Raw genomic sequence first — 25,887 nt, 5'->3', positions numbered from 1 at the left:
CTTCCGGGACGGTGGATCAGGTGCGGTCCGAGCTGGGAATCCAGGGCCTGGCCCCGGAGGAAAATCCCCCGGATTTATCCGTGGGGATCGTTAAGAAGACGCTGTTGGGATCCTCCGCGTAAGAACCGAACGGAAGGCAGAGAACGAATCCTGCCTTGGCGTACAGCGCTCTCGCCGGCGCGAAGAACTCCATGCTGCCGGTTTCCAGGGAGATCCGGTGGATGTGGCGTCCCCGCGCATTCTGCACGAGATGGTCGAGGATCCGGGTGGCGATTCCCTGGCCTCGTCGCTCCGGATCCGTCCGCATGCTCTTGAGTTCCTCGTGCCCCGGCTCCAGGTTCGCGAGAGCTCCGGTCCCCACGATCTGTCCGCCGACGGAGGCGACCCACAGGCGGACGTCTGGTGTCTGCAGGCCACCGAGGTCCAGTGCATGCCGGCTCTCCGCAGGGGCTGTCGGCGCGAGATCGTCGAGATGCGCCCGAAGGAACGCACTGAGGTCGGGGTCGGTGAAGTCGGCGCGTTCGATACTCAACTGCATGGTGGCATGCTGTCGGCCCCTTGTTGCGGCTACGTTTCGCCGAGCCAGTGACGGTCGCCACCACTTCATCGCCCTGTCATCGGCATGCCCGCCCACCGACGACTCATCAAAACTGTAGCGGCAGGCGAGGTCGACCTGCGCACTGGTCGTGGTGGTACTCGGAATTTCGACGTATCGACATCCTCTCCCGCCTAGAGGCGGGAGATCCCGCTTCCAGCGCCGTACGTCGCCGGCGTTGTGTGGGTGGTCGACAGGACGCCGGTTGGTTCCTGTCCCGGACTGCCCGCCCGGTGGGTGGGGGCGCCGCCTCGGCGGTGTCCCTGACGTTGATCGCCGCGTTCACGTCAGCGTTGGCCTGGTATCCGCAGGACGCGCACCGGAACATCGCTTGGCTTTTGCGGTTGTTCCGGTGCGTGTTCCCGCAGAACCTCCCGTGATCACGAAGCGTCAGCAACTTCATGATCAATGGATCTGTGCCTGCATCCGTTCAGGCGCGCGATATTATTCCGGTGTCGTATGCCTTGCGGATGGCCTCCAGACGCGGGTCGTCCGCCTGCTCGGGCAGCCAGATGTCTCCCCGGTAGGGGCGCTCGGGCCCCGGATCCTGCTTCGACAGCAGGATCGAGTGAACCTTGTCCGTGAAGTCGCGGCTCCATGCCTCCTCGGTTTCGGGGTCATCCCAGTGCAGCTCGAACCGCGCCAGCGCCTCGCCCAAGGGCATGGAACAGCTATCTTGCAGGTCCGTCATCCGTCCGCCGCCTAAAATGACGAGCGTGTACATCCGCTCGCGCAACGGATGCGCCTGCGCCGATTCGAAGGCGGCGTATAGTTCGAGGAGCATAGGCTCGCAGTCCGGAACGACCCAACTCGAAATGGACGTGAAGTAGGAGCTGGCCATCTCCCGCGCGGATGAGGTCTGCTTCCAGTATAGTAAGGGATTGGCGTGCAGCGCCTCCGCGGTTACCTCCCCCAGCATCTCTGGGTGGGCTGCCAGAAAGTCCGAAGCCGGCAACATGCGCAGATCGAGCAAAGTCTTCTCTGACCACGCCGAAAGATCGGCCACGATGTCCGTAACCTCGTCCCCCAGGTATTCGCGCAGCAGTTGCACGGTGGCCTCGGCGGTCAGTAGGCTTACAACGTTGAATGAGCACACCGGCGCCAGCTGATCCGGCTCGAAGTGGATGCGGACCGAGACTGACACCTCCTGGGGCAGCTTGGCTGATCGTCCGAAGAAGCCATGGCCCACGCAGGTGGCCAGCTGTTCTCGGGTGATCCGCGTGAATCGCCAGGTCGCCAGCGCCGGCTCGTCTATCAGCTTCAAGCGTATTTCGGTGACGACTCCCACGCAGGCGATGGCACCGCCGCGCATCGCCAGCAGCAGGTCTGGATGGCTTTCTTCGTCCACGTCGATGACGCTGCCGTCCCAGAGCACGACTCGACCGCCCACGACGGATTGACACCCAAGTCCGTATTTGCGTGCGAGGATAAGGTCCCACCCGGCGGTGAGGAAGTGCCCGCCCGCGCCGACTCCGAAGCAGTCGCCGTGCGGCACTGCCTTGCGGTTCTTGGCCAGAATGTTGATGGTCTGCCCGAGCACGCAGCCCGGCTCCAGGAACAAGGTGTCGCCTGCAATGCGACGCTGGGTCATGTTCGCCAGGTTGATCATGATGCCGGTGCAGGTCGCGCCGTTAAAATAGCCATGGCCGCCGCTCTTGACCGACAGCGGGACCTTCCCGTTCAGTTTCAACTCGGCCATCAGTTGCAGCGTCTGCACGACGCCCCATTCGCTGCGCGGAGAGACGACGACGGCTGGGACGACGGCCGCGCGGTCGTGCATCGCGGCGTTCGCCGGGAAATCGATGCCGTTTGTCTCCTCTACCTGAATTCCTCGCAACCTCAATCTGTTCACGAATTCTCGATAGCTGGTTACATCTTCGCGAGCTTTCATAAAGACGACCTCCTGGGGGATGAAGAATTTGACGCGTCTGGGTTAGTCACAAGCGCTGTAGGGGCCTCCACGCCTGAGAGTCAGCAGTTCCGGCCCGCTGATTAGGCGGGTCATCCCCAAGTAGAGAGACCGTACTACCACACCGGCGCTCATGGGGCTGTGCCGAGAAATCCGGGTTCACCGGCATGTGCAACGAGTTTGGCGCGGTGCAGGCATTTTGATAGATGTCGCAACCGCATAACCCCTACTTTTCAGACAGGCTTGAATTGGAGGCAACTAAACGATTGGCGGTCCGGGCGGCATTCGCACCGGGCGTGCCGGTTATCTTGAACGCACCAAAGCGAGAATTCGCCCAAAGGCTACTGGCTTTCACCCGGCTCTGGTCATATCGGCGGCTTAGCCGAGCTCATCGCCATCAGTCGATGCGGGCCACCGCCGCTATCCAGGGAAGGGCCGTAGGAGGCGGTGGCGCCTCACGACCTCGTGCGGGCGCTGGGCCGGGCCGGGCTTGGCTGCCGACCGCGCCAGCGGTTGGGGAGGATAGCGTGGTCACGGTGGGCACCTCCGCTGCGACGAACTGAGTGATCAGTCAGTGTGGACACATGGACGACGAAGGTCACTAGACCGTGTCCACATTTCAGATGTCCTCCTGGACCGGGGTTGATCAAATCGAAATATGGCTGCTTGCCCGATTGACGTCCTCGTCGGCCAGCCGGTCCGCCGCCTCATCGGCTGTTTGCGCTGGTCAAGCCGTTCCGGCAGCGCCCCGCATAGCACCTCAACCCCGAACGGCGGGGCTATGCCCTGTCCCAAGTTGCGTGAAGACGATCTCTACGGGATGGATGCGATTGTTCTTTACCATGGCACACACTTTCGCATCCAGCCCAATATCCCTAAATTAGGGCGAGACCGGTTGTTATGATGGCGTACCCGCGCCCGGTCAGGATCACTTCAGTCGGCGCCTTCTACCGCCTCATTGAGCCGCAATCCAAATGGTCCGTGATCATTGTCCACCTATGGGCGTTGTGGTACGAAACGCGCGGCGGCTTTCCCCGCAGGCACAAGAGGCTCAGGCTGGACTCGGCCGCGGTAGGGGCGCTCGGTGGCGTGGCGGCGGCCATCGTCGCCTTCCTCACCTACGCGTGGCCGCGGAACACTCCCCGACACCTCCGGTCCGAGACTCAGAGGTAGCGCATCCTCAGGAGGCCGAGCCGACCGCGCCTGTCCATGCCGCACCAAGCACGGTAGGGCCACAGACGACAGCGCCTGAGCCGAGCGCGAGTACCGTTACCTATCAGTGCGCTCTGGTGAGCATGTGATCGGTAGTCCTGCCTTGCGGTGGGACGGTCCCGGTCTGACCCGCTGGGGCGGTGCCGGGTTGACGTTTCACGGCCACCTGCCCCGCGAGCGGGGTCTTACGGTCGGCTCCACGTCCGTTTGGCGACTCCCGGCCACTCCGGGCGTCGACAGCCCCCGCCTCACCCCGCTACGCACCACGGAACGCTCGCTCACGCGCGAGCGCGGCGAGGTTGCGTGCGGCGTTCAGATCCCGGTCCAGGACCAGGCCGCAGGTGGCGCAGGTGTAGGTACGCTCGGCCAGGGCCAGCTTGGCTTTCACCGCGCCGCAACCCGAGCAGGTCTTCGAGGACGGATACCAGCGGCCGGCCACGATCAGCCGACCCCCGTTCCATCCGGTCTTGTAGGTGAGTTGTCGGCGTAGTTCGGCGAACCCGGCGTCGGCGATGTGCCGGGCCAGACGCCGGTTGGCCAGCATCCCGGACAAACTGAGCCAGCAGGCCGCCGCGACGGAGGCGTACCAGGGGATGATGCGCGCGGGCCTGGCCGCGGAGGGAACTGTCCAGACGGTGACGGTGGCGCTGTCGCAGGACTTCTCGAACATGCGCTTCATCCTGTCGGGCACGATTCGGGAGACTACGCCGCGGCGCAGGCCAGGACGAAGAGGGACGCCCAGACCCTCCGGGATGTATGCGGCTCCGACTGACAACTCAACCGGAGATCACGCGATGACCGCGGGCCACCGCCATCGACGGCGGTCCGACCCGATGCGCGCGCCGGCTTCAGCGGCGGGCCGCCGCGGCGTCGAGCCGGTCGAGGACCGCGCTGGCGAGCCGGTACAGCGTCTCCACCTCGTCGGGTTCGAGGGCGTCGAAGAACAGGCGGCGTACGGCGTCGACGTGACCGGGCGCGGCGTCGGCGATCGCCTGCCGGCCGGCGTCGGTGAGCACGACGTACGCGCCACGCCCGTCCTCGCCGCACTCCTCGCGGCCGACGAGGTCGCGGCGTTGCATGCGGCTGAGGTGGTGGGACAGCCGGCTCTGCTCCCAGTCCAGGGCGCGCTGCAGCTCGAAGGGGCGCAGCCGGCCGTCGGGGGCGTCGGTGAGCTGGACGAGGACATCGTAGTCGGCCAACGACAGGTTCGAGGTGGACTGGAGCTGCCGGTTCAGCTCGGCCGTCAGCCGCCCCTGCATTCCCACGTACGCCCGCCAGGCGCGCTGTTGGCCCTCGTCGAGCCACCGGGTCTCCGCCATGCCAGCCATCCTACTCGACCTGAATGACGCGTCATGCTTGTGGAATGAATGACGCATCATGTATGTTGTGGCAAGCGCATGACACGTCATCTTCTGAGCGGAGCCACCGACATGATCGTCAACCTCGCGACCAAGACCGCCTGACCCGCCGGACGCCGCCGCCCCATCCGCCCCCTCCCCACCTCACGCACGCCCCGAAGGGACATCCCATGAGCACCGCGCTGACCCCGACCGTCGACATCCGCCGTGCGGAGGACCGGTTCAAGACCAACATCGCCTGGCTGGACTCCAAGCACTCGTTCTCCTTCGGCGGGCACTACGACGCCGCCAACACCCACCACGGCCTGCTGCTGGTCAACAACGACGACATCGTCCTCCCGGGGACCGGGTTCGACACCCACCCGCACCGGGACATGGAGATCGTCACCTGGGTGCTGCAGGGCTCTCTGGTGCACCAGGACTCCACCGGCCACTCCGGCGTGATCTACCCCGGCCTGGCCCAGCGGATGAGCGCCGGCACCGGCATCCTGCACTCGGAGAAGAACGACTCCTGGCGGATCCAGGGCCAGCGGCACACCGACCCCGTGCACTTCGTGCAGATGTGGGTCGTGCCGGACGAGCCCGGCATCACCCCCGGGTACGAGCAGCTGGAGATCGACAACGAACTGCTGCGCGGCGGGCTCGTCCCGGTCGCCTCCGGGATGGACAAGCACGACGGCGCCGCCGCCATCCGGATCAAGAACCGGCACGCCGCCCTCTACGCCGCCCGGCTGCAGCCCGGCCAGAGCGTGCAACTGCCGGAGGCGCCGTTCCTGCACCTGTTCGTCCCGCGCGGCACCGTCACCCTCGAGGGCGCCGGAACGCTCGGCACCGGGGACGCCGTCCGCTTCACCGCCACCGGTGGGCAGCGGGTCACCGCGGCCGAGGCCGCCGAGATCCTGGTGTGGGAGATGCACGCCACCCTCGCCAACTGACCACCGCATCGCGGCGGGGCCGACGCGGCCGGCCAGGCGTCGTCGGCCCCGGCCGGGGTGCCGTCACCGGAGCTCCGTGCTGCCGTTCGGCCCGTTGAGCCGGACCACAAGCGCGGCGTCGGCCGCAGGTTCGACCTGCACGTCGGCGCCGAGGGCCGCGAGTACCGGCCTGAGGGACTCCGGATCCGGATGCTCGACGTGGAAGGATTCGAGGAGGAGCCCCGGTGGCGCCGAGCGGGCGGGGTGCGGGGTGTCGCCCCAACCTATGAGGAACGGGACCAGGCCGGCGTCGAGCGCGTTGCGCGTCAGCCGCCACCGCAGCATCTCCCCCGTCGGCCCGACCCTCCGGCCGTCGATCACGTCACCCGGGTCGAAGCCGTGCCGCCGCGTCCTGGCGAGCGCCGCGTCGATGTCGTCGCACTCGACAGCCCAGCCGACCAGGCCGCCGCGGGTGACGCCGTCGACCCCGTAGGGACGCGGGCGGGGCGGCTCAGCCTGGTCGGGGTCAGGGGCGACGATCTCCAGATAGGTACGCGGGCCGAGCGCGAGCAGCTTGTTGTGCGTCCCTTGACCCACGTGCTTCCCACCACCGAGGGCCCGCACGCCGAGACGCTCCTCGAGCTGGGTGACGGCGGCGTCGAGGTCCGGATGGGCGTAGATGAAGTGGTCGATCGGCATGGCAACCTCACTGCGGCACGGAGTGGCGACTCGTCGACCTCCGCCGTTCGCCTGGACGTCGAGTATCAAGTGACTTGATGTCGTCCCCGTCTCTGACCTGTGCAAAGGGATCGCAATGGGCTCGTACAACTTCTTGGCGCCGCAGCTTCGTCGGCGCCTGGCCGCCGGGTTCGTCTCTGCCACCCTGCTCGGGCTGGCCGCCTGCGGCGGCTCCTCCGGCGGGCCGGCGGCGAGCCCCGGCACCACTGCGACCGGCACGGTCGATCTCTCCACCCAGGCTCAACTACAGCCTTCCTTCACCGCCAACGAGTCGTTGCGGGCGTTGCTGCCGCAGAGCGTGCGGGACTCCGGGGTGGTGCGGCCGTCGTCGCGGCGGTGGCGGCGCGATGAGCCTGCGGCGGGATGCGGGCGTACGCCAGGTCCGCATCCCGCCGCGGTAACCTGCCTCCGTGTCGAAGGCCACGTCAGCCCAGCCCGACGGCAGCCCGCCGCCGCAGGACCTCCGACTGCTGTACGCGATCGGGCGCCTCGACCGGGGGATCATCAGAGAGCTGCAGCACGGGCTCAGACCGCTCGGCCTCTCCCCGCATCAGTACGTCACCCTCACCGTGCTGCGCGCCCGCAGCGGCCTCAGCAACGCCCAGCTCGCCCGCCGCGCCTACGTCTCCCCCCAGGCCATGATCCAGGTTCTCGCCTCGCTGCAGGCCGGCGGGCTGATCACCCGTTCTCCCTCCGGCGAGAACCAGCGGATCCTCGAGACCCGTCTCACCGACAAGGGCCGCGAGATCACCGAGCGCTGCGACCGGATCGCCGACGAGATCGAGAACCGGATGCTCGCGGGCGTCCCGCAGAAGGACAGGAAGGCGCTCCTGGCCACCATCCGCGCCTGCGTCCAGCGGATCAACGCCGGTCTCGCGCGAAGCTGAGCCGACAGACCGCGACTGCCGCCGAGGTCGGGGAGAGCTCTGGTGGTGCGTCACCTCGGGATGACGGTTCGCCGCGCCGTGGATCGGAGCTTGTCCAGCTCCGCGTCGTCGACGGCTTGGGTCCACCGCGCCCCCGACCGGGTGGTGGACAGACTGGCCACGCAGACCGCTGTCTCCGCCGCCGCGACGAGGTCCGCTCCGGCCGCGAGCTCGGCGGCCAACACCCCGCACAGGCAGTCGCCCGCGCCCGTCGTGTCCAACACGGCCACCGCCGGCGGGGCGATGTGCGTGACCCGGTCGCGCTCCCGCTCGTACACGTAGGCGCCGGCGCCGCCGAACGTCGCGACCACGTCGCCGCGCCCGGGGGCCTCCCGCACCGCGGCGGCGGCCTCGTCCGGGCCGATCAGGGCGTCCCGGCGCAGCAGGCTGCGCAGCTCGAACTCGTTCGGCACCAGCACGTCGACCCGGTCCAGCAGTTCGACCACCCCGTCGACCATCGGCGCCGGGTTGAGCACCACGAGCCCGGCGGCCCGCTCGGCGACCGCGCGGGCCGTCTTCAGCGGGATCTCCAGTTGCAGGAGGACGACCCGGGCCGCCGCCAGCGGCCCCGGCGGGATGTCGGCGGTGTCCAGCAGCAGGTTCGCGCCCTGGTCGACCACGATCGAGTTGTCGCCCGAGCCCTGCTCGACGATCACCACCGCCGTCCCCGACGCCGCGGGTTTGGCCACGAGGTACGTGGTGTCGACACCGGCGGCGGCCAGGTCCGTCCGCAGGAACTCGCCGATGTCGTCGTCCCCGACGGCTCCGACGAACGCGACCCCGGTGCGGGTGGCCGCGGCGACCGCCTGGTTGCCTCCCTTGCCGCCGGAGTGCCGGGAGCGCGACGACGCCGACAGCACCGTCTCGCCCCGGATCGGCAACTCCGGCACCGGATAGACCTCGTCCAGGTTGACGCTCCCCACGACCAGGAGGTCAGTCACCACGCGCCTCTTTCCCCATCGGTTGTCCCTGCCGTCCCGGTGCGCTGCCGGCGGCCCGGATCCCCGCCACGAAGCATTCCAGCACCGCGTCGATGTCCAGCCCGGTCGCGACCTCGATCGGCGGATGCGGGGGCTCCGGCTTGCCGGCGACGAACGGTCGCCGGTCGGCCAGCGTCGCTCCCCGGGTGATGCCGCGCGCCAGCTCCACCTGGACGCTCCACCGCGAGTACTCGCCGTACTCCGGGTGCAGCAGCAGGATCGCGGCGGTCGGGTCGTGGATGGGACAGCTCTGCCGCCCGTAGGCCACCGAGAAGTACGCGGAGAACCTCTCGATGATCTGCTGGGCGAGCCGGCCACCCGGGGTGGCCAGGGCGTCGATCGCGGCCAGTTCCGTCGGCCGCAGCCAGGTGGTGAGGGTGACGTCCAACCCGGCCAGCACGCAGCGCCGCCAGCCGGCCGAGAAGACCAGGCTCGCCGCCTCGGGGTCGTGCGCGATGTTCGATTCGGCCCAGGGGGTGTTGTTCCCGGGCACGGTCACCGCGCCGCCCATCACCGAGATGCCGGCGACCAGGTTCGGCAGGTCCGGCTCGATCATGAGCGCCAGCGCGATGTTGGTGAGCGGCCCGACGGCGATGATCTCCAGCTCGCCCGGGTACCGCCGCGCGAGCTGGACGAGCTGCTCGGCGGCGGAGATGTCGGTGCGTACCCGCACCTGGCGGTCGACGGGGATCTCGCCCAGCCCGTCGGAGCCGTGCACCTTGGCGCTGTACTGCACCGGCTGGGCCAGTGGGCGCCGGGCCCCGACGGTCACCGGCACGTCCGTGCGGCCGAGGGTCTTGAGCACGGCGGCGGAGTTGTGCGCCCCCTGTACGGCCGAGACGTTGCCGTGCACCGAGCCCACCGCCACCAGGTCCACGTCGGGCCGTCCGGACAGGAAGATCAGCGTCAGGGTGTCGTCGAGGCCGGTGTCGCAGTCCAGCACGATCCGCCGCCGAGGGGTCCCGGTCTCCGGCATCACGCCGCTCCCTGTTCCGTCAGCCGGGCCAGGTCCTCGCGGATCAGGGCCATCTCGGCCGGGCCGAGCGGCGCGAGCGGCGGCACGGGCTGCCCCACGTCGATCCCCAGCGCGGCGAAGAGTCCCTTGACGCCGCGGCCGGGGCCGAGGGTGCGGAAAACGTTCAGCGCCGAGTCGAGCCGGCGTTCCCTCGTCTGCGCCGCCGCCCACTCACCCCGGACGGCGAGGTCGTAGATCTCCACCGACTCGGCGGGGAAGGCGGCCGCCGGACCGGCCATCCAGCCGCACGCTCCGGACAGCATCGCGGCGGTGGGGGGTACGGCCGTCGCGGAGAAGTACCGAATCCCGCCCGAGGTGGCGTCCAGCCACCGGGCCACGTTGGTGATCCGCCCGGAGGCGTCCTTGACATGGTTCACGCCGTGGTCGCGGTGCGCCGCCGCGATGACGTCCGCGGAGAACTCGACGTGGGTGAGATGCGGGTGGTGGTAGAGCACCACCGGCACCTCCACGGCGGCGGTGACCGCGCCGATCATGCCGAGGATCTCCGCCGGCCGCAGCGGGAAGTAGGCGAGGATCACCAGCAGGATGCCGTCGCTGCCGGCGGCCACCGCGGCGCGGGCGTCCCGCACCACGGACGCGGTGTCGAAACCCCCGACCCCGGGTACGACCGGAACGCGGCCCGCCGCGGCGGCGACGGTGCCCTCGATCACCGCCAGCCGCTGGTCGCCGGTCAGGTAGGGCAGTTCGCCGCTGCTACCCAGCGGGGTCAGCCCGTGTACGCCGGCGGCCAGGCAGCGCTCGACGATGTCGGCCAGCGTCGTCCGGCGTACCGTGCCGTCGGCGTCCAGCGGCGTGGGCAGGTACGGGAAGACACCGGACCAGGGTTGCTGTGTCATTACTTCACTCCGGTTCCGGCAATCGACGCCACGAAGTACTTCTGCGCGTAGAGCAGCAGGCAGAGCGGAATCGCCGCGGTGATTACCGTGCCGGCGAAGATCGCGCCGAAGTCCACGAACGTCTCCTGGGAGAACTGCGCGATGGCCACCGGGGCGACCTGGATCGCCGGGTCCGGCGCGATCAGCAGCGGCCACAGGAACGCGTGCCACTGGAAGACGAACAGGATGAGCGCCGCGCTGATCAGCGCGGGCTTGGACAGCGGCAGGTAGATCCGGAACAGGATCCGCCACCAGCCGTACCCGTCCATCTGCGCGGCCTCGAGCAGCTCACGCGGGATGTTCCGGAAGAACTGCCGCAGCGCGAAGATCGCCAGTCCGTTCCCGACCGCCGGCAGGATCAACCCGTCGTAGGTGTTCTGGAACCCGGCGCCGGAGAGGACCTGGCTGAGCGGGATCGCCAGCGCGTCGAAGGGCATGAGGAAGCCCACCAGGGTGATCCCGAACAGGAGCTTCTGCCCCCGGAACTGCAGTACGCCGAGCGCGAAGGCCGCCGCGGAGCAGAGGATCAGCCCGATGACGATGGTGAGCAGCGCGACGATGACGGAGTTCACCACCGGCGCGCCGAATCCGGTGCTCATCAGGGTCCGGAAGCTGGCCCCGGTCAACGTGGTCGGCCAGATCGACTTGATCGACAGTGGGGAGAGGTAGCGGAAGATGTCCCCTTCCGGGCGCAGCGAGCTGACCAGCGCGAACCACAGCGGAATGACGGAGTAGAGCGTCGCGCCGATCGCCAGGGCCAGCAGGACGCCACGCTTCAGCCGGCTTCCCGACCTCGCCTGGCGTTGGTCTCCGGTCGACATGTCAGTCCTCCGAGGGAAGCAGTTTGAACTGGATCGAGACCACCGCGAGGATGATGCACAGCAGGATGAAGGTCTCCGCCGACGCCGCCGGCAGGTCACCGGTGACGTAGGCACGTTCGTAGATGTCGAACATGATCAGGTTCGTGGAGTGGTCCGGGCCGCCGGCGGTCAGGGTCTCGACCGGCGCGAACACCAGGAAGTTGGCGATCGTGTCGGCCACCAGCACGAACAGCAGCGGCCGCTTCAGCTGCGGCAGGGTCACCCTGAAGAACGTGCGGAGCGGTCCGGCTCCGTCGATCTTCGCCGCCTCCAGCGTGTCGCCGGGGATGTCCTTCAGACCGGCGACGAGGAACATCATCCAGTACCCCACGCCCACCCAGGAGACCAGGATGATGATCCCGGGCAGGGCCTGGAACTTCGAGGTGAGGAACGGCTGGTGCGGCAGGCCCAGCGCGCCCAGCACCGCGTTGAGCGGCCCGTCCGGGCGGAACATCACGCCCCAGATGATCGCGCTGACCACCTGCGGGAGCGCCGCGGGCAGGAAGATCAGCGTTCGCCAGAGCCCGACCAGGGGCAGCCGCTGGGTGAGCAGCACGGCGAGACCGAGGGCCAGCAGGATCTGGAACGGGTTCACCAGGACCGTGAACAGCAGGGTCTGCCGTACCGAGGCGAGGAACGCCGGGTCGGCGAAGACCCGGGCGTAGCTGGCGAAGGCCCCCTGCGGGTCGGACAGGCTGGTGCGGATGGCCTCGACCGCCGGTACGAGCCGGAAGAACAGGATCGCGACCAGCGCCGGCCCCAGCATCAGGAACGCGGCCAGGCCCGTACCGCCGATCTTCTTCGCGGGACGCCGGCGCCGGGCCGGCCCGCCGGCGCGCCTGGGCGGCGCGCCGGCGGGCCTGACGGACGTCGTCATTTGTTGAACCGTCCCAGCGTGTTGACCAGCTGCGCCTGGCCGTCGGCCAGTGCGCTGTCGACGTTCGCGCCGTTGCCGATGTTGTCGATCATCTTGTTCACCACGGCCTCGAAGTCGGTGTAGCCGACGCTGGAGGGGCGCTTCACCGCGGTCTGCGACAGCTCGTCGGCGATCAGCTGCGAGGTGCCGGCCAGCTCGGGCCCGGCGCTGTCGATGAGCTTGGCCCAGGCGGCGTACGCGTGGTTGTTGGCCGGGATCCGGGCGATGTCCTGGCCGGAGAGCGCGGCGCCCTCGTCGTTCAGGGTCAGGAACGAGATGAACTTCTTGGCCTCGGCCTGGTGCTTCGAGTACGGGCTGACGGCGAGTGCCCACGAGTCGGTCGGGGTCGCCGGCTTGCCGCCCGCGAAGGTCGGCGACGGCGCGACGCCGAACTTCAGGTCGGGGCTCTTCTTGAAGGTCGCGACGGACGGGGTGTTCGCCAGGAAGTACGCGATCTTGCCGTTGGCGAAGAGCGCGGGCAACTGGGTGTACTGGATGCCCTTCGGGGTGATGCCCTGGCTGAACAGCCCCTGGTAGAACGTCAGCGCCTTCTTCCAGCCCTGGTCCTGGATCGCCGGGGTGAGGTTCTTGTCACCGGACAGCCCGGTGCCGCCGCCGGCCGAGACGATCAGCGGCTCCAACTGGTAGTAGCGGCCGGGCTGCTCGAAGGCGAAACCGTACTGGGCGCCGGCGGCCTGGGTCTTCTTGGCGTCGGCGGTGAGCTGTTCCCAGCTGAGGCGCTTGTCCGTGGCCATCGCCGGGTCGGCGATGCCGGCCTTCTTCAGCAGGTCCTTGTTGTAGTACAGCAGCATGGTGGACGTCCACAGCGGCAGGGCGTACAGCTTGCTGTCGAAGGTGGTCGCCTGGACGGCCTCGGGGCTGGCCTGCTTGTCGGCCTCGCCCTTCAGGTCGTCGAGCGGCAGCAGGAAGCCCCGGTCGACCATCGAGGGGATCTTCGGCTCGTCCGCGGTGAACGCGTCGATCGAGCTGTCCTTGCCGCCGAGGCGGGCCTGCAGCACCTGGGAGAGCTGGCTCGCCGGGTTGGACACGTACTTCACCTTGATGCCCGGGTTCGCCTGCTCGAACGCCGCGATCGCCTTGTCGTAGTAGCCGTCGGGCTGGCCGCCGACGAACTGGAGGGTGACGTCACCCCCGTCCCCGCTGCCGCTGTTGGAGACGGGACCGAGGCACGCCGTCGTGGCCAGCACGGCCAGCAACGGGACCGAAAATATGATCTTTTTTCCGGCACGCCAATTCATGACAGTATCTACTCCCTATTTCCTGATTAAGCCGTTATTGAGGGTCAGGCCGCCGGAGCGGCGGTGGAGTCACGTATCCGGAGCTCCACCGGAATGCACACCTCCCGCGCGCCGGGCGCCGACCCCGACCGGACGGCGTCCATCGCCGCCGCCGCGATCGCCCGCACGTCCTGCCTCACCGTCGTGATCCCGGGCGTGGTGTACGACGCCACCGGCACGTCGTCGAAGCCGGCCAGCGAGAAGTCCCGCGGAATCCGCAGGCCGTGCTCACGTGCCGCACAGTGCACGCCGATCGCGATGAGGTCGTTCGAGGCGAAGACCGCGGTGAAGGGTGACTCCCGTCGGACCAGGGTGTCCAGCGCCGCACGGCCGCCCGCCTCGTCGAACGTGCTGGTGACCACCAGTCGCCGGTCGTAGCGGATCTTGTGCGCCTTGAGCGCCGCCCGGTACCCCTCGTACCGTTCCAGCGCGACGTCGCAGAACGCCGGACCGCGCAGGTGCGCGATCCGCCGGTGCCCCAACTCGATCAGGTGCTCGGTCACCGCCCGCGCGCCGTCGAAGTTGTCCGAGTGGATCCGCACTGCGTGGGTGGACGGGACCGCCCGGTCGAGCGCGATGAAGCGCAGGCCGGCGTCCTCGTACGCCTGGACCTCCCCGGAGTCGGCCCGCAGCCCCATCACCAGTACGTGTTTGATCTTCTTCGACAGCAGCACGTCGAGGTTCCGCTGCTCGATCCGCTCGTCGTCCCGGGTGCTGCACAGCAGGACCGCCAACCCCGACCGCTCGGCCAGGATCTGGATCTCCTTGACGAGGCTGGAGAAGAACGGGTTCGAGATGTCCGGCAACAGTACCGCGACGGTGTTCGACGCCCGGCGGGCCAGATCGCTGGCCAGGCTGTTGCGCCGGTAGCCCAGCCGATCCGCCGCCGCCAGGACCCGCGCCTTGGTCTCCGGCGCGATGCCGTTCGCGCCGGCCAGCACCCGACTCACGGTAGAGGCGGAAACGCCGACCGCCTGGGCGACCTGGTAGATCGTCGGCGGTGAACCGGTGGTCACGTCGTCCTCCTGCAAGATCCCTCGCAACCGGTTGCGCAACCGGTTGCGAGGATCCTTCGCCTGCTCAGGCCGATTGTCAAGACCCCGACAACGCCGCAACAGGCGAGAAACGCGCCCGTCCCAGGCCCGCGCTCACCCCGAAACACCGCAAATGTCCGGTCATGTACGGAACGGCGAGCAAGAGCACCCCTCCGCGCGTCCGATTCGTGACTCCGCGGTGACACACCGCAAGCGCCAGACATAGCGTCGCGGGATGCAGCCGAAAGAGCCGCCCCCCTCCCAGACCTCGCGGCCCCCGCTGGTGCCCGCCCAACCCTTCACTCCCCCGGCCGTGCCGATCTACCACGGCGAGCCGATCCGCCCCGCGCAGAACACCGCCGGCACCGCACCGGCCCAACCCCCGGCCCCGCAGCCGCACCAGGCGCTGACCGCGCGTCTGACGCACTGGAGCGCGGCCGAACAGGTGGTCGCCGACGTGGTGGCGGCCCTCGACCAACTGCTAGGCCAACGGGTCCGGCCCTCCGTCACGCGCTTGCTGGTAGGCGGGTGGTTCGGCTGACCTGGTGAAAGTGTTGGTCGGTGGCCTGGTTGTCGGGTTTGTTGATCCATGCCTGTTCGGGAACCCGGGGTGCGACGGGTCGGCGGCTGCCGAATCGGTGCGGGTGGGCGGCTCGGGCGGCGTCGAGGGTGCGTTGCCGCGGAAGCCCTTCCCAGCAACCTGGGCATCAACCTGTTCGACGCGGCCCGGATCGCCTTCACCGGCGGGGTTGTGCCCTTCGGTGAGCGGTTGCCGGTTTGGGCGCTTGGGGCAGCGCTCGCTCTCCTTCGGGGGCGAGCCCGTGCGGTCAGCGTCGCTCCGCGCGGGCGCGTCCGACGGCACCCGCCCTGCCCCACCGCCCGGGGATGTCGAGCAGTTCGATCCGGCCCATGCCCGGGGGCACGGCCGGTCTGGCCACCAGGTGCTCGCCGCGTGGCTCCATGCCGAGCATGGTCCGCAGCAGCAACAGGGGAGTTCCGGTGGACCACGCCTGTGGGCTGCACGCCGTGGGGTACAGCACGGGATATCTGGTCAGCGTCCGCTCGTATCCGCCGAACGCCTCGGGGAGCCGCCCGTCGAAGTGTTCCGCGGCGTCGATGATTCCCTCGGCGATGCGGCCGGCCTCCTGGTGGAATCCGTAGCGGCGCAGCCCCCAGGCGATGAAGGCGTTGTCGAACGGCCACACGGTGCCGACGTGGTAGCCGATCGGGTTGTAGCGTCCCTCGCCGGTGCCGAGCGTCCGCACCCCCCAGCCGGAGAACAGTTGGGGGCCGAGCAGGTGTTCGGCGATCTTCGGTGCCCGGGATTCGTCGACGATGCCGCTCCACAGCAGGTGGCCGATGTTGGAGGAGAGGGCGTCGACCTGGCGGCCGTCGCCGTCGAGGGCGAGTGCGTAGTACTCGCCGTCGGAGATCCAGAAGTCGCGGTTGAAGCGTTCCTTGAGGTCGGCGGCCTCCCGTTCGAGGCGGTCGGCGTACGCGGGGTCGTGCCAGCACTCGCGGGCCAGCCGCGCGCCGCGGATCTTGGCGTCGTACGCGTAGCCCTGCAGCTCACAGGTCGCCCGGGGCAGGCCGGGCAGCCGCCCGTCCCGGAACGAGATGGAGTCCCAGGAGTCCTTCCAGCACTGGTTTTCCAGCCCGGTCCGCTCGTTCCGGCGCTGGTACCAGACGTAGCCGTCGCCCATGATGTCGCCGTACTCGTCGATCCAGTGCAGGGCGGCTCTCCCGGCACGTTCGAGAGACCGGACCAGGGTGGCGTCGCCGGTCCATCGCTCGTACTCGTCGAGCAGGATGACGAAGAGAGGAGTGGAGTCGGCGCTACCGTAGTACGGCGAGTGTGGCTGCTCCTCGAATGCGGTCGTCTCCCCGTACCGCAGCTCGTGGAGGATCTTCCCGGGCTCCTCCTCGCGGAAGTCGTGCAGGACGGCCCCCTGTCGCACGGTGAGCTGGTGTAGCGTCGTGGCGGCGAGGTCGGGCGCGAACGGCAGTGCCTGGATGCTGGTGAGGATGCTGTCCCGGCCGAAGATCGCCATGAACCACGGTAGGCCGGCGGCGGGGATGGCGTGTCCGCGGCCGGTCAGCGGTGCGTAAAGCAGCGCGGAGAGGTCGGCCAGGCTGCGTCGGTAGGTCATTCCCAACGTGGGGGAGTCGCAGGTGAGGCGGGGTGCCTGCGCGAGCCAGTCGGCCAGGTCCTGCCGGATCTGCGCTCGGGATCGACCGGGTCTGCCCTCCAGGCTCTCCCGAAGGTCGCGCCCGCCCAGGCCCAGCGCCTGCACGTGCAGGTTGGTGGTCCATTGACCGTGCGGTTCGAGTCGAACGTGGTATGTCAGCCCCTGTTCGTCGACTCGGGCCGGCGCGGTGGACGAGACCAGGGTCTCCCGGCGGAACGCTTCCCGCTGATAGCCGAGACGTAGGCGCCCGCCGTCGACCTGGGTGTAGTACGTCCCGCTCTTCTTCCGCACGTCCTTGATCTCGAAGAGGTCGGCGAAGTCGCTGTCGACGTCGATCCGGATCCGCAGGTCGACGGGCTCGGGTTCGTGGTTGATCACGGTCAGTTGCTCCGTGAAGCTTCCGCCGATGGAGCGGTCGCGAATGGCCGAAACACCGATGTCGACGAGTGGAGCGGGGAGGGTCGGGACGACGACCATGCGGCTCTCGAAGTACTCGACCTCCTCGACGGTGAGCGCGTTGACCCGCTCGTCGTTGATGGACAGGATCCATTTCGACAGGAATCGGGTGTCGAACGAGAAGAACCCGGTCGGGATGGTGGGGGACGCGTCGATGTCGCCCGTCTCCTCACTGACGACGAACGTGTTGCCGTCCAGCAGCCGGACGAGGCCGTCGCTCATGCCGCACGTCTCCGTTCGCGGCCGAAATCCCGAGGGTGATGGGCTTTGGGCGGCGCCGGCATGAGCCGAACGAAGAGGCGGGCCAGCCGGACATCACCCGGCGTCGTGATTTCGTTGCGCAACCATGACGGGTACATCTGTGACTGGCCAGCCAAGATCCGGTCGAAGGTCGCCCGGCTGCCATGGAAGACACAGTCGGCCTTGCCGCCATCCCGAGAGACGCGGATATTGCCCCGTTCGATGGCCACGAACCAGCGGTCGACGCCCTGCTCGTGGGTGAGGTCGAACCGTATGGTCCCGGTGGCGTCCTCGAGGAGGGTTTCGTGCCCGCGACGGGCGAGGGATTGGAAGAAGCTCGTGGTGGGATTCGACATGTCCGCCTCCCTCCGATGCGTGCCGAGCCCGGATGAGCCGCGTACCCACCCTGACCCGGAGCGAGGCCCTGCCGCATCACCCGGATCGGGTGGATTTCCCCGCGCCGCTCGCGGCCGCAGTCCAGGTTCATCCGTTCCGGGTGAGGCCGACCCACCCTGATGCGAATGATGCTGCTCGTGGTCCGGCGGATTGCTACGGGGGTGGTGCCATGTCGGAGGCGACCAGGAAGTTCTTCGAGGCACTCGAACGACACGGCCACGAACGCCTGCTGAAGAAGACGAACGGCACCATACGGTTCGACCTCGAGCGTGACCACGAGGTCGACCACTGGTTCGTGGAGATCCGCGGCGGCGTCGTCCGGGTGTCACAGCAGAACTGCGCCGCCGACACCGTCATCCGCTCCGACGACGCCTTCTTCGACCGGATGGTCCGCGGCGAAGCCAAACCGCTCCCGGCGTGGCTGAGGAACGACATAACGTTCGAAGGACAAATCCGGCTCGTCAGCTTGCTGGAGCGGCTCTTCGCGCCGCCGCCCAACGCGCGTCACCCGCGGATCGCCGCCCGGGACCGGGGGAGGCAGGGATGAAGACCGATCTCGTCAGAATCCTGGACGGCAACATCTTCGTGTTGAGCGACGGCAGCGGCGACATAGCGGCGACGCCCAACGTCCCGACCGGCTACTTCTCATTCGACACCCGGTTCCTCTCGCTGTGGCGACTGACCATCAACGGCGAACGGGTGAGCACACTGGCGATGGACGACCCGTCGTACTTCGAGGCGCGGTTCTTCCTGGTGCCCGGGGCCCCGACACACTACGTCGACGCCAAGGTCTCGGTGATCCGCGAACGGGCGGTGGCCGGCAGCTTCGAGGAGCGGTTGACAGTGCTCAACCATTCCGGGGAACCGGCCGAGTTCACCGTCCGGGTGGACGCCGGCTCTGACTTCAGCTCCGTGTTCATGGTCAGACAAGAACGCACGCCGGCCGGCCGGCTCTACCAACGCGTCGAGAACGGTCGCCTGCACCTCGGCTACGTGCGGGAGAAGTTCCGGCTGGAGACGGTGATCTCCACGACCGAGCCGGCGCAGGTCGACGAACAGGGGCTGACCTACCACATCCGGATCGAACCCCACGGGCAGTGGACCACCATGCTGCACGTCCGGGGGCTGGTGCTGAATCCCGACGGTCAGGACATGCGAGAACACCTGACTCCCCCCCGCCAGCAACGCGACACGGCAAGGCTCCAACACGACCTGCGGCAGTGGCTCGACAAGGCTCCGCAGCTGCGCTGCGACTGGAAGCCACTGGAGCGGACCTACCAGCGCAGCCTGGTCGACCTTGCCGCGCTGCGGTTCTCGCCGCTGGCGCTACCGACCGAGCCGATGCCCGCGGCGGGCCTGCCGTGGAACGCCACCCTCACCGGCCGCGACCCCATCCTCACCAGCCTGCAGGTCCTGCCGTTCACACCGGACATGGCCGTCAACACCCTGCGGATGCTCGGCATCGACCAGGGCAGCGTGCTCGACGACTTCCGGGACGAGGAGCCGGGCAAGATCCTGCGCGAGTTCCGCTACGGCGAGCTGACCGCGTTTGAAGAGAAACCCGCATCGCCCTACTTCGGCGCCGCCGACAGCACCCCGCTCTACGTCATCCTGCTCGACGAGTACGAGCGGTGGACGGGGGACGCCGCGGCGGTGCGCGAATTCGAGGACGAGGCGCGCGCGGCGCTGCACTGGATCGACGAGTACGGCGACATCATGGGCGACGGCTACGTCTGGTACCAGCGCCGCAACGAGCGGACCGGGCTGGAGAACCAGTGCTGGAAGGAATCCCCGACGGCCATCTCGTTCCGGGACGGCCGGCTGCCCAGCCTGCCCCGGGCGACATGTGAGCTGCAGGGCTACGCGTACGACGCCAAGATCCGCGGCGCCAGGCTGGCCCGCGAGTTCTGGCACGACCCCGCGTACGCCGACCGCCTCGAACGGGAAGCCGCCGACCTCAAGGAACGCTTCAACCGCGACTTCTGGATCTCCGACGGCGAGTACTACGCACTCGCCCTCGACGGCGACGGCCGCCAGGTCGACGCCCTCTCCTCCAACATCGGCCACCTGCTGTGGAGCGGCATCGTCGACGAATCCCGGGCACCGAAGATCGCCGAACACCTGCTCGGCCCCCGCCTCTTTTCCGGCTGGGGCGTACGCACCCTCGCACAGGGGGAGGGGCAGTACAACCCACTCGGCTACCACGTCGGCACCGTCTGGCCATTCGACAACGCCTTCATCGCCTGGGGGCTACGCCGCTACGGATTCCACCAGGAAGCCGGGCGGATCGCCGAGGGAATCATCGAGGCGTCCCGGCACTTCCAGGGTCGACTTCCGGAAGCTTTCGGCGGCTACGACCGCGAGTTGACCCGGCACCCCGTCCAGGAACCCGCGGCGAACAGCCCACAGGCCCTGGCCACCGCAGCGCCCCTGCTGCTGATACGCACGCTGCTCGGCCTCGAGCCCTACGGCGATGATCTGGTGGTCGCGCCGGCACTGCCCGAACGGTTCGGTCGCATCGAACTGCTCGACATCCCCGGACGGTGGGGCCGCGTCGACGCCATCGGCAGCGTGACATCCCAGGAGGCGAACGCGGCCGACAGATGAGCGTTGTTCAAACGTGTTGCGGCGGGCGCACCGGGCGGTGATCTCCGGGGTGTCCGGGCCGGTGTGCCCGCCGGGACGGGTCGACAGCGGGATGTCCGCCAGGGCCCGAGCGAATCGGTCCCTCGCGGGCAGGTCGAGCGCGACGGCTGCCGCGTCGGGCTCGCCGACGTCGCTGGCGCGGGTCACCGTTGATGCGTCTCGACGGCCGACTACCCACGCCGCAGACCGTGGTCACGACGTGGGCACCGCGCTGAAGTCAAGTGTGCGGCCAGCGCGTCTGCCGGTAGGCCAGGTAGTCGGTCAATGCGGCGAGAGTGAGGTCGTCGATGAATCGGGCCTGGTCGCCGATCTGTATCGCCGGCCGGTCAGGTCGAGGTGATCGAGGCGCGTCAGGCGGATGGGGTTCGCGGTGAGTGCGTGATGCGCGGCGAGCACGACGACGAGCCACGCGGTGGGTGATTCGCGGGCCTCGGCGGTTTCGTCCGACACTGACCGGTCCAGCGGAACCCTGCCGCACTGCCTGATCAGCTCAGGCCGCAACTCCGGCGGCATGTCGTCCCAGCCGTCCTCCATCGGCACCGTCGCCCAAAGTAGACAGTGGGTGCACCGCTCGTCGAGAATGCTCGGGCGCCTTGAGGTGTATGCCCGAGATTTTCTGCATGAACTGGGAGCAGCCAGTGACCACCGCCGAACAGCCGGCCGTTTGCCCGCTGCGGTTCGATCCTCTCGCACCCGAGCAGCTTCGTGACCCGTACCCCCTCTACACGAGGCTGCGGGCGGAGCAGCCGGTCTTCTACTCCGCCGAACACGAGATGTGGATCGTCACGCGGTACGACGACGTGCTGGAGGTCCTCCGCGACCACCGGACGTACTCGTCGGCGAACGCGGTGCAGGCCACCGTCAAGCCGCCACCGCCCGAGGTCCTGGCCGTGATGCAGGAGGGCTGGCCGCTGCGCCCGACGCTTACCGAGAGCGACGAGCCGGTCCACCGTCGCCTCCGCGCCCCGGTGAGCAGGGTCTTCACCCCGAAACGGGTGGCCGACCTCGAGCCGCGACTACGCGCGGCCACCGACGAACTGATCGACTCGTTCGTCGCCGACGGCCGCGCCGACGTGATCGAGAAATTCGGCTGGCCGCTGCCGCTGGTGGCCATCGGCGACATCCTCGGCGTACCGCGCGAGGACATCCCGATGCTGCACCGCTGGAGCTACAACTGGCTCCGGCTGTTGCAGCCGACCGACCCGGTCGAGCGGCGGGTCGGGTACGCCCGGGACGTGGTGGCGATGCAGCGGTACTTCATGGCGGCGTTGGAGGAGCGTGCCGCGCGCCCGACCGACGACCTGATGTCCGGCCTGCTCGCCGCGAGCGGTGACGAGCTGACCATGGTCGAGATGATGCGGGTACCCATGAACCTGGTCATCGCCGGGCACGTGACGGTCACCCGGGCCATCGGCAACGGGCTCGTCGCCCTGCTGAACCACCCCGATCAGCTCGACAAGGTCCGCCGCGATCCCACGCTGGTCGACACCATGGTCGAGGAGATCCTGCGGTACGAAAGCCCCGCGCAGGGCCTGTTCCGGACGGTCACCGCGGAGACCGAGCTGGGTGGGGTCCGCCTCCCCGTCGGCGCCCGGCTGATGGTGCACTTCGGCTCGGCCAACCGGGACGCCGTCTTCGACGACGCCGACGCCTTCGACGTCACCCGGGACAGCGCGAACCGCCATCTCGCCTTCGGCAAGGGGATTCACGCCTGCGTCGGCGCACCGCTGGCGCGCCTGGAACTGCGGATCGCCCTGCCCCGGCTGCTCGACCGGCTGCCCAACCTGCGGCTGGCCGGCCCGGACGCCACCGAGCGGGACGTCATCTTCTTCGCCCGCGGCTTCAGGCGGGTGGAGGTCGCCTGGGACGTGTAGCGCGGCCGCCGCGGACCGGGATCCCTCGCAGGACACTGAACCCTGGATTCCGCCACATCCGCCGTTCAGCTCCGCGTCGTCATCGCTGGCCAGGCTCTGGCCAGCTCTCCTGGAACCGAAAGGATGACCATGCGCCGCAACACGTACGATTCGGCCTGGCGGGCGGGGTGACGGCTGTCTGTCTCGCCGTCTCCCAACTGGCCGCGGCCGCACCGGGCCGCCCCGACGGCCTGCCGCTCGCGGACGCGCCCGGTGGGCTGCCGCTCGGTCCGGCGACCCTGGCCGAGACCCGCACCGTCCGCCAGCTCGCCGACGGCGTCACCCACATCGCGATCGAGCGGGGGACGGCCTCCGCCGAGGACTTCTGGACCGTCACCATCGGTGTGGCGACCACGGAAGCCGCGGCTGCCTCGCTGGAGCAGCAGGTCCGAGCGGCCGGCTACGAACCGCGGCGGGACCCCACCGCCGGGCCGTCGCCGACCGGTGTGGACGACCGCCCACTCGGGTGGATGGTCCGGGTGGGGCGTTCCCCGGACCAGCAGGGGGCGCAGGCGATCGCGGCCGGCCTCCAGACGAAGGGGGTACGCGGCAGCGTCCAGTTCACGGGTGAGGACGGCCACCCGACGACCGGCCCATGGTCGGTCGACGTACTGGTCGTCGACCCGCGCCAGTTCCGGGGACGCCTCGGCTCGGAGTTGGCCACGCAGATCGTGCCGGGTCGGGAGACGACCAGCTCGCTCGCGCGGCGTACGGGGGCACTCGCCGCCGTCAACGGCGGCTTCTTCGTCCGGCCGGGCGAGCCGCTCGCGGTGAGCCGCACCGTCCTCGATGCCGAGCGCGGTACGAGCACGTCGAGCTGCGCCTGGTTCGAGACCTGCTGCACGGTGAAGATGTCCGGGCTCAGCGGCCGGCCCTGATGTAGGTGACCAGCCGATCCCAGATCTTGCCGTCGGCGCAGGATTCGGGCAGCCAGTTCTCGATGTTGTTGTTGTAGACGACCAGGAAACTGGGGGATGTGTTGACGGCGGCCGAGGCCACGGTGGCGCTGGCGGCGCTGACCGCCGCGGTGGTGAGAACCGTGGTCAGCACGGCGACGACGGCGCGCAGGATGCGGCTACCACGCGTGGACAACATTTCCTCCCACCAGCGACGATGCATCTAAGCATGTCGATAAGCAGTCTGGCAAGGACGGCTCAGGCGCTGTCACGACTTCCCGGCGCAGGCCGCCCTCCGAGAGCCGCCGCCTCGTTGCCCACGGGGGCGAGTCTGCACCGACCCGGCAACCCGGTGCGCCCACTGCGCCCACTCGTCGAAGCCCAGGAACCGGCCCAGCCGACCGAGCTGCGTCACCGGGTCGTCGACGAGGTCCTCGTACGTCATCGTCAGCACCTCCCGCGGCCCGGCGTCGGCGATGGCCTGCTCGGCCTCGCTGGCGAGGAACGCGCACAGGGCCAGGTAACGCCCGACCTCCCGGCTGCGATCGCGCAGCGTCCGGGCCGTCAGCCGGCCGGGCAGGCAGCGCTCCATCTCCTCCGACACCGGCTCGCCGGCGGCGACCTGGAACGGGTCGAGCCCGTACCGGCGGAACGAGTCCATGCGGAGCTCCAGAAGCTGGAAGTAGGAGTGGCGCCTCATCGACTCGGCGGTGTCCACCCAGTTGCGGCTCAGATAGACGATCTTCGCGGCGGGAAAGGTCCTCAGCAGGGACGGGGCGATATGACTGGAGCCCCCGGAGCGCTCCACCCAGCGCCGCCGGCCGGTGAGCGAGGTCAGTAGCTCCAGGAACATCTGATGGTGCCGCGCCGCCGGCTGGGCCGGAAACCCGGGCACCAGCTCGGCCAGCGTGTCGTACAGGTCGTCGGGGTCGGACGAGATCTTCGGCAGCGTGGTCGCCAGGAGTCGCGGCAGTTCCCCGAGGTTGCCGGCCCACCGGCCGTCCTCCGGGTAGCGCACCTCGGGCGGCGCGAGTCCGATCCGGAAGAGGGTGGTGAGTTCCGGGCCGGGTCTGCTCAACCTCGACCAGTACTCGGCGCCGCTGAGCCTCTCCTCGTCGTCGATCCAGGACCCCACCGGCACGAAGAACTCCTGGACCGACAGCGTGTCGGGCTGCTCGGCGATCAGGTCGGACAGCAGCGTCGACCCACACCGACCGGTGCTGATGATGATCGCCTGGCCGGGGTTCGGTGAATCCATCGACAGCCTCCTGAGTGATGCGGAATCAATGCGAAGCAGCGGGTGAAGGTGGCTGGTCCCGCCCGTCACGCGCGGCTGCGGCCTCCCCGGGGCCGGGGTGGACGCCGCTGTCCCGGCGCAGCCAGGACAGAACGATGTCGCGGACGGTGGCCGGCTGGTCGATGAGGATGGAGTGCCTCTGGCCGGGCACGGTGACGATCCGCGCGTCCGGTAGGAGCCGCCGTACCTCGGGGGCCAGATCGACCACGGCTGAGCATCCGCCGTACAGCCACAGCGTCGGGCACCGGATCGCGGCGATCCGCTCCTCGGCCGGTAGCCGGCTGGCCGGCAGGTCGCGTGCGAGGCTCGTGGCGGCGAGCACCTCGCGAGCCACCCTGGCCCGGCGGCTGGCGCGCTCCCCGCGTTCGGCGCTGATCCTGGCGAGCACATGGTCGTGCGGCAGGTGCTCGGCGGCGGCGTCGAGCCGCCTGGCCACCCGCTCGAACCATGCCGCCGTGGGCGGGGAGGACTCGACGGCGACGATGGCGGCGACCCGCTCAGGGTGGCGTGCCGCGTAGCCGACCGCGACCGTACCGCCGAAGGAGTTGCCGAGCAGGTGGACCGGGCCGGTCACGTCGAGCGCGGCCAGCAGCGCCGCCAGGTCGTCGACGAAGTCGTCCAGCGTGTAGCCCTCCGGCGGGCGCTCGCTGTTTCCATGCCCACGCAGGTCGTACATGATCACGCGGAAGCCGGCGGCGGCGAGCGGGTGGGCCAGGCTGAGATACCAGCTCGCCAGGTTGTCGCCGGCCAGGCCGTGGATCAACACGGCGGTCGGGCCGGAGGCCGCCCCGGACCCGGCCCCGGGTGGCACGAGCTGCTCCATGTGGACGGAGAGCCCGTTGGCCCGCACGACGCTCATGCCGACAGGCCGGCCCTGCCGAGGCCGGCGTCCGCGCTGCCGGTGCCGGCCTCCGTCCCGCCGAGCGCGGTGGCGATGTACTCGACGAGTTGACCGACCCGCAGTTCCCGGACGGAGTCCAGGTCGAGGCCGGCGACGAACTGCGCGAAGTTCACCGCGTTGCCGTACCGGACCTGCAGGCGGCCGGCGAGGGAGATGACGTCGATGCTCTCCATCTCCAGGTCGTCCTGAAACCTGGTCGCCATGGTGATCTCACCGTCGACGCCGGCGTCGTCGCGGATCGCGTGCAACATCTCGGCTACTTCGGCGAGGATCCTGGCCTGGTCCACAGACATGTGATGTTC

Annotated in this window: 27 protein-coding genes; 7 read left to right on the top strand and 20 right to left on the bottom strand. The window is 69.1% G+C overall.

Going from position 1 to position 25,887, the window contains the following annotated elements; all coding sequences use genetic code 11:
• Positions 1 to 16: 16 nt before the first annotated feature.
• The 5 genes from ACGFIZ_RS13025 to ACGFIZ_RS13005 all read right to left on the bottom strand — a co-directional run bounded on the left by ACGFIZ_RS13025 (position 17) and on the right by ACGFIZ_RS13005 (position 5,035).
• Positions 17 to 538 (bottom strand): GNAT family N-acetyltransferase, encoded by a 522-nt coding sequence (locus ACGFIZ_RS13025; protein ID WP_393418805.1) that lies wholly within the window; start codon positions 536 to 538, stop codon positions 17 to 19.
• A gap of 106 nt (positions 539 to 644) precedes the next feature.
• Positions 645 to 998: a zinc ribbon domain-containing protein gene (locus ACGFIZ_RS13020; protein WP_393418803.1), complete on the bottom strand. Its 354-nt coding sequence runs from the start codon at positions 996 to 998 to the stop codon at positions 645 to 647.
• 27 nt (positions 999 to 1,025) lie between these two features.
• Complete coding sequence (locus tag ACGFIZ_RS13015) at positions 1,026 to 2,486, bottom strand: FAD-binding oxidoreductase (RefSeq protein WP_393418801.1); 1,461 nt, start codon at positions 2,484 to 2,486, stop codon at positions 1,026 to 1,028.
• Between the two features lie 1,486 nt (positions 2,487 to 3,972).
• Entirely contained in the window at positions 3,973 to 4,407 is a 435-nt protein-coding gene (locus tag ACGFIZ_RS13010) for a zinc ribbon domain-containing protein (protein ID WP_393418799.1), read from the bottom strand.
• Between the two features lie 157 nt (positions 4,408 to 4,564).
• Positions 4,565 to 5,035, bottom strand: coding sequence for a MarR family winged helix-turn-helix transcriptional regulator (locus ACGFIZ_RS13005; RefSeq protein ID WP_393418797.1), 471 nt, complete (start codon positions 5,033 to 5,035; stop codon positions 4,565 to 4,567).
• A 209-nt stretch (positions 5,036 to 5,244) separates the two neighbouring features.
• Here ACGFIZ_RS13005 and ACGFIZ_RS13000 point away from each other — a divergent pair, with 209 nt between their 5' ends.
• On the top strand, positions 5,245 to 6,009 hold the full coding sequence (locus ACGFIZ_RS13000; protein WP_393418795.1) for a pirin family protein: 765 nt from the start codon (positions 5,245 to 5,247) through the stop codon (positions 6,007 to 6,009).
• A gap of 63 nt (positions 6,010 to 6,072) precedes the next feature.
• On the opposite strand, the gene ACGFIZ_RS12995 is transcribed toward ACGFIZ_RS13000, so the two are convergent.
• Positions 6,073 to 6,687, bottom strand: a complete 615-nt coding sequence (locus ACGFIZ_RS12995) for a VOC family protein (RefSeq protein WP_393418793.1) — start codon at positions 6,685 to 6,687, stop codon at positions 6,073 to 6,075.
• A 449-nt stretch (positions 6,688 to 7,136) separates the two neighbouring features.
• Between ACGFIZ_RS12995 and ACGFIZ_RS12990 the strand changes: the two genes are divergently transcribed.
• A complete protein-coding gene (locus ACGFIZ_RS12990; RefSeq protein ID WP_393418791.1) occupies positions 7,137 to 7,613 on the top strand; it encodes a MarR family winged helix-turn-helix transcriptional regulator in 477 nt (158 codons plus the stop codon).
• Positions 7,614 to 7,663: 50 nt separating this feature from the next.
• Here ACGFIZ_RS12990 and ACGFIZ_RS12985 read toward each other — a convergent pair whose 3' ends face one another.
• From ACGFIZ_RS12985 to ACGFIZ_RS12955, 7 genes are read right to left on the bottom strand one after another with little or no spacing between them, the layout of a single operon-like run.
• On the bottom strand, positions 7,664 to 8,593 hold the full coding sequence (locus tag ACGFIZ_RS12985; RefSeq protein ID WP_393418789.1) for a ribokinase: 930 nt from the start codon (positions 8,591 to 8,593) through the stop codon (positions 7,664 to 7,666).
• A complete protein-coding gene (locus tag ACGFIZ_RS12980) occupies positions 8,586 to 9,608 on the bottom strand; it encodes a nucleoside hydrolase (protein WP_393418787.1) in 1,023 nt (340 codons plus the stop codon). The genes ACGFIZ_RS12985 and ACGFIZ_RS12980 overlap by 8 nt, the downstream gene beginning before the upstream one ends.
• Positions 9,608 to 10,504 carry a dihydrodipicolinate synthase family protein gene (locus tag ACGFIZ_RS12975; RefSeq protein WP_393418785.1) on the bottom strand — a complete coding sequence of 299 codons (897 nt, stop codon included), beginning with the start codon at positions 10,502 to 10,504 and terminating at the stop codon, positions 9,608 to 9,610. Before ACGFIZ_RS12975 ends, ACGFIZ_RS12980 begins: the two co-directional genes overlap by 1 nt.
• Complete coding sequence (locus tag ACGFIZ_RS12970) at positions 10,504 to 11,364, bottom strand: carbohydrate ABC transporter permease (RefSeq protein ID WP_393418783.1); 861 nt, start codon at positions 11,362 to 11,364, stop codon at positions 10,504 to 10,506. Before ACGFIZ_RS12970 ends, ACGFIZ_RS12975 begins: the two co-directional genes overlap by 1 nt.
• Position 11,365: 1 nt before the next feature.
• A complete protein-coding gene (locus tag ACGFIZ_RS12965) occupies positions 11,366 to 12,280 on the bottom strand; it encodes a carbohydrate ABC transporter permease (protein ID WP_393418781.1) in 915 nt (304 codons plus the stop codon).
• Positions 12,277 to 13,578 (bottom strand): ABC transporter substrate-binding protein, encoded by a 1,302-nt coding sequence (locus ACGFIZ_RS12960; protein WP_393418779.1) that lies wholly within the window; start codon positions 13,576 to 13,578, stop codon positions 12,277 to 12,279. Before ACGFIZ_RS12960 ends, ACGFIZ_RS12965 begins: the two co-directional genes overlap by 4 nt.
• Before the next feature lie 44 nt (positions 13,579 to 13,622).
• Complete coding sequence (locus ACGFIZ_RS12955; RefSeq protein WP_393418777.1) at positions 13,623 to 14,633, bottom strand: LacI family DNA-binding transcriptional regulator; 1,011 nt, start codon at positions 14,631 to 14,633, stop codon at positions 13,623 to 13,625.
• A gap of 253 nt (positions 14,634 to 14,886) precedes the next feature.
• Between ACGFIZ_RS12955 and ACGFIZ_RS12950 the strand changes: the two genes are divergently transcribed.
• A complete protein-coding gene (locus ACGFIZ_RS12950; protein WP_393418775.1) occupies positions 14,887 to 15,192 on the top strand; it encodes a hypothetical protein in 306 nt (101 codons plus the stop codon).
• Between the two features lie 286 nt (positions 15,193 to 15,478).
• Here the strand turns inward: ACGFIZ_RS12950 and ACGFIZ_RS12945 are convergent, their stop codons facing one another.
• Positions 15,479 to 17,518, bottom strand: a complete 2,040-nt coding sequence (locus tag ACGFIZ_RS12945) for a glycogen debranching N-terminal domain-containing protein (RefSeq protein ID WP_393418773.1) — start codon at positions 17,516 to 17,518, stop codon at positions 15,479 to 15,481.
• Positions 17,515 to 17,892 (bottom strand): SCP2 sterol-binding domain-containing protein, encoded by a 378-nt coding sequence (locus tag ACGFIZ_RS12940; RefSeq protein WP_393418771.1) that lies wholly within the window; start codon positions 17,890 to 17,892, stop codon positions 17,515 to 17,517. The genes ACGFIZ_RS12945 and ACGFIZ_RS12940 overlap by 4 nt, the downstream gene beginning before the upstream one ends.
• 209 nt (positions 17,893 to 18,101) lie before the next feature.
• On the opposite strand from ACGFIZ_RS12940, the gene ACGFIZ_RS12935 reads away from it, so the two are divergent.
• Together ACGFIZ_RS12935 and ACGFIZ_RS12930 are read left to right on the top strand one after the other, a co-directional pair.
• Entirely contained in the window at positions 18,102 to 18,479 is a 378-nt protein-coding gene (locus ACGFIZ_RS12935) for an SCP2 sterol-binding domain-containing protein (protein WP_393418769.1), read from the top strand.
• A complete protein-coding gene (locus ACGFIZ_RS12930; RefSeq protein ID WP_393418767.1) occupies positions 18,476 to 20,539 on the top strand; it encodes a glycogen debranching N-terminal domain-containing protein in 2,064 nt (687 codons plus the stop codon). The genes ACGFIZ_RS12935 and ACGFIZ_RS12930 overlap by 4 nt, the downstream gene beginning before the upstream one ends.
• A gap of 300 nt (positions 20,540 to 20,839) precedes the next feature.
• Here the strand turns inward: ACGFIZ_RS12930 and ACGFIZ_RS12925 are convergent, their stop codons facing one another.
• Entirely contained in the window at positions 20,840 to 21,118 is a 279-nt protein-coding gene (locus ACGFIZ_RS12925; protein WP_393418765.1) for a hypothetical protein, read from the bottom strand.
• Positions 21,119 to 21,198: 80 nt separating this feature from the next.
• Between ACGFIZ_RS12925 and ACGFIZ_RS12920 the strand changes: the two genes are divergently transcribed.
• Together ACGFIZ_RS12920 and ACGFIZ_RS12915 are read left to right on the top strand one after the other, a co-directional pair.
• On the top strand, positions 21,199 to 22,452 hold the full coding sequence (locus ACGFIZ_RS12920) for a cytochrome P450 (RefSeq protein ID WP_393418763.1): 1,254 nt from the start codon (positions 21,199 to 21,201) through the stop codon (positions 22,450 to 22,452).
• Between the two features lie 167 nt (positions 22,453 to 22,619).
• Positions 22,620 to 23,369: a hypothetical protein gene (locus tag ACGFIZ_RS12915; RefSeq protein ID WP_393418761.1), complete on the top strand. Its 750-nt coding sequence runs from the start codon at positions 22,620 to 22,622 to the stop codon at positions 23,367 to 23,369.
• On the opposite strand, the gene ACGFIZ_RS12910 is transcribed toward ACGFIZ_RS12915, so the two are convergent.
• The 4 genes from ACGFIZ_RS12910 to ACGFIZ_RS12895 all read right to left on the bottom strand — a co-directional run bounded on the left by ACGFIZ_RS12910 (position 23,353) and on the right by ACGFIZ_RS12895 (position 25,878).
• Positions 23,353 to 23,586: a hypothetical protein gene (locus ACGFIZ_RS12910; protein ID WP_393418759.1), complete on the bottom strand. Its 234-nt coding sequence runs from the start codon at positions 23,584 to 23,586 to the stop codon at positions 23,353 to 23,355. The genes ACGFIZ_RS12915 and ACGFIZ_RS12910 overlap by 17 nt on opposite strands.
• Before the next feature lie 69 nt (positions 23,587 to 23,655).
• Positions 23,656 to 24,645 carry a sulfotransferase domain-containing protein gene (locus ACGFIZ_RS12905; RefSeq protein WP_393418757.1) on the bottom strand — a complete coding sequence of 330 codons (990 nt, stop codon included), beginning with the start codon at positions 24,643 to 24,645 and terminating at the stop codon, positions 23,656 to 23,658.
• A 25-nt stretch (positions 24,646 to 24,670) separates the two neighbouring features.
• Complete coding sequence (locus tag ACGFIZ_RS12900; RefSeq protein ID WP_393418755.1) at positions 24,671 to 25,543, bottom strand: alpha/beta fold hydrolase; 873 nt, start codon at positions 25,541 to 25,543, stop codon at positions 24,671 to 24,673.
• Entirely contained in the window at positions 25,540 to 25,878 is a 339-nt protein-coding gene (locus ACGFIZ_RS12895; RefSeq protein WP_393418753.1) for an acyl carrier protein, read from the bottom strand. The genes ACGFIZ_RS12900 and ACGFIZ_RS12895 overlap by 4 nt, the downstream gene beginning before the upstream one ends.
• Positions 25,879 to 25,887 lie beyond the last annotated feature (9 nt).

This window comes from Micromonospora sp. NPDC048830, from assembly GCF_043198215.1.
In the GTDB taxonomy this organism is placed as follows: Bacteria; Actinomycetota; Actinomycetes; order Mycobacteriales; family Micromonosporaceae; genus Micromonospora.
The sequence above is the reverse complement of the archived record's forward strand: the minus strand, read 5'-3'. Positions and strand labels throughout refer to the sequence as shown.

Coding starts and splice junctions, on each gene's coding strand:
- ACGFIZ_RS13025 (WP_393418805.1), bottom strand. CDS start 538: ATGCAGTTGAGTATCGAACGCGCCGACTTCACCGACCCCGACCTCAGT.
- ACGFIZ_RS13020 (WP_393418803.1), bottom strand. CDS start 998: ATGAAGTTGCTGACGCTTCGTGATCACGGGAGGTTCTGCGGGAACACG.
- ACGFIZ_RS13015 (WP_393418801.1), bottom strand. CDS start 2,486: ATGAAAGCTCGCGAAGATGTAACCAGCTATCGAGAATTCGTGAACAGA.
- ACGFIZ_RS13005 (WP_393418797.1), bottom strand. CDS start 5,035: ATGGCGGAGACCCGGTGGCTCGACGAGGGCCAACAGCGCGCCTGGCGG.
- ACGFIZ_RS13000 (WP_393418795.1), top strand. CDS start 5,245: ATGAGCACCGCGCTGACCCCGACCGTCGACATCCGCCGTGCGGAGGAC.
- ACGFIZ_RS12995 (WP_393418793.1), bottom strand. CDS start 6,687: ATGCCGATCGACCACTTCATCTACGCCCATCCGGACCTCGACGCCGCC.
- ACGFIZ_RS12980 (WP_393418787.1), bottom strand. CDS start 9,608: ATGCCGGAGACCGGGACCCCTCGGCGGCGGATCGTGCTGGACTGCGAC.
- ACGFIZ_RS12975 (WP_393418785.1), bottom strand. CDS start 10,504: ATGACACAGCAACCCTGGTCCGGTGTCTTCCCGTACCTGCCCACGCCG.
- ACGFIZ_RS12970 (WP_393418783.1), bottom strand. CDS start 11,364: ATGTCGACCGGAGACCAACGCCAGGCGAGGTCGGGAAGCCGGCTGAAG.
- ACGFIZ_RS12965 (WP_393418781.1), bottom strand. CDS start 12,280: ATGACGACGTCCGTCAGGCCCGCCGGCGCGCCGCCCAGGCGCGCCGGC.
- ACGFIZ_RS12960 (WP_393418779.1), bottom strand. CDS start 13,578: ATGAATTGGCGTGCCGGAAAAAAGATCATATTTTCGGTCCCGTTGCTG.
- ACGFIZ_RS12950 (WP_393418775.1), top strand. CDS start 14,887: ATGCAGCCGAAAGAGCCGCCCCCCTCCCAGACCTCGCGGCCCCCGCTG.
- ACGFIZ_RS12945 (WP_393418773.1), bottom strand. CDS start 17,518: ATGAGCGACGGCCTCGTCCGGCTGCTGGACGGCAACACGTTCGTCGTC.
- ACGFIZ_RS12940 (WP_393418771.1), bottom strand. CDS start 17,892: ATGTCGAATCCCACCACGAGCTTCTTCCAATCCCTCGCCCGTCGCGGG.
- ACGFIZ_RS12935 (WP_393418769.1), top strand. CDS start 18,102: ATGTCGGAGGCGACCAGGAAGTTCTTCGAGGCACTCGAACGACACGGC.
- ACGFIZ_RS12930 (WP_393418767.1), top strand. CDS start 18,476: ATGAAGACCGATCTCGTCAGAATCCTGGACGGCAACATCTTCGTGTTG.
- ACGFIZ_RS12920 (WP_393418763.1), top strand. CDS start 21,199: ATGAACTGGGAGCAGCCAGTGACCACCGCCGAACAGCCGGCCGTTTGC.
- ACGFIZ_RS12910 (WP_393418759.1), bottom strand. CDS start 23,586: ATGTTGTCCACGCGTGGTAGCCGCATCCTGCGCGCCGTCGTCGCCGTG.
- ACGFIZ_RS12905 (WP_393418757.1), bottom strand. CDS start 24,645: ATGGATTCACCGAACCCCGGCCAGGCGATCATCATCAGCACCGGTCGG.
- ACGFIZ_RS12900 (WP_393418755.1), bottom strand. CDS start 25,543: ATGAGCGTCGTGCGGGCCAACGGGCTCTCCGTCCACATGGAGCAGCTC.
- ACGFIZ_RS12895 (WP_393418753.1), bottom strand. CDS start 25,878: ATGTCTGTGGACCAGGCCAGGATCCTCGCCGAAGTAGCCGAGATGTTG.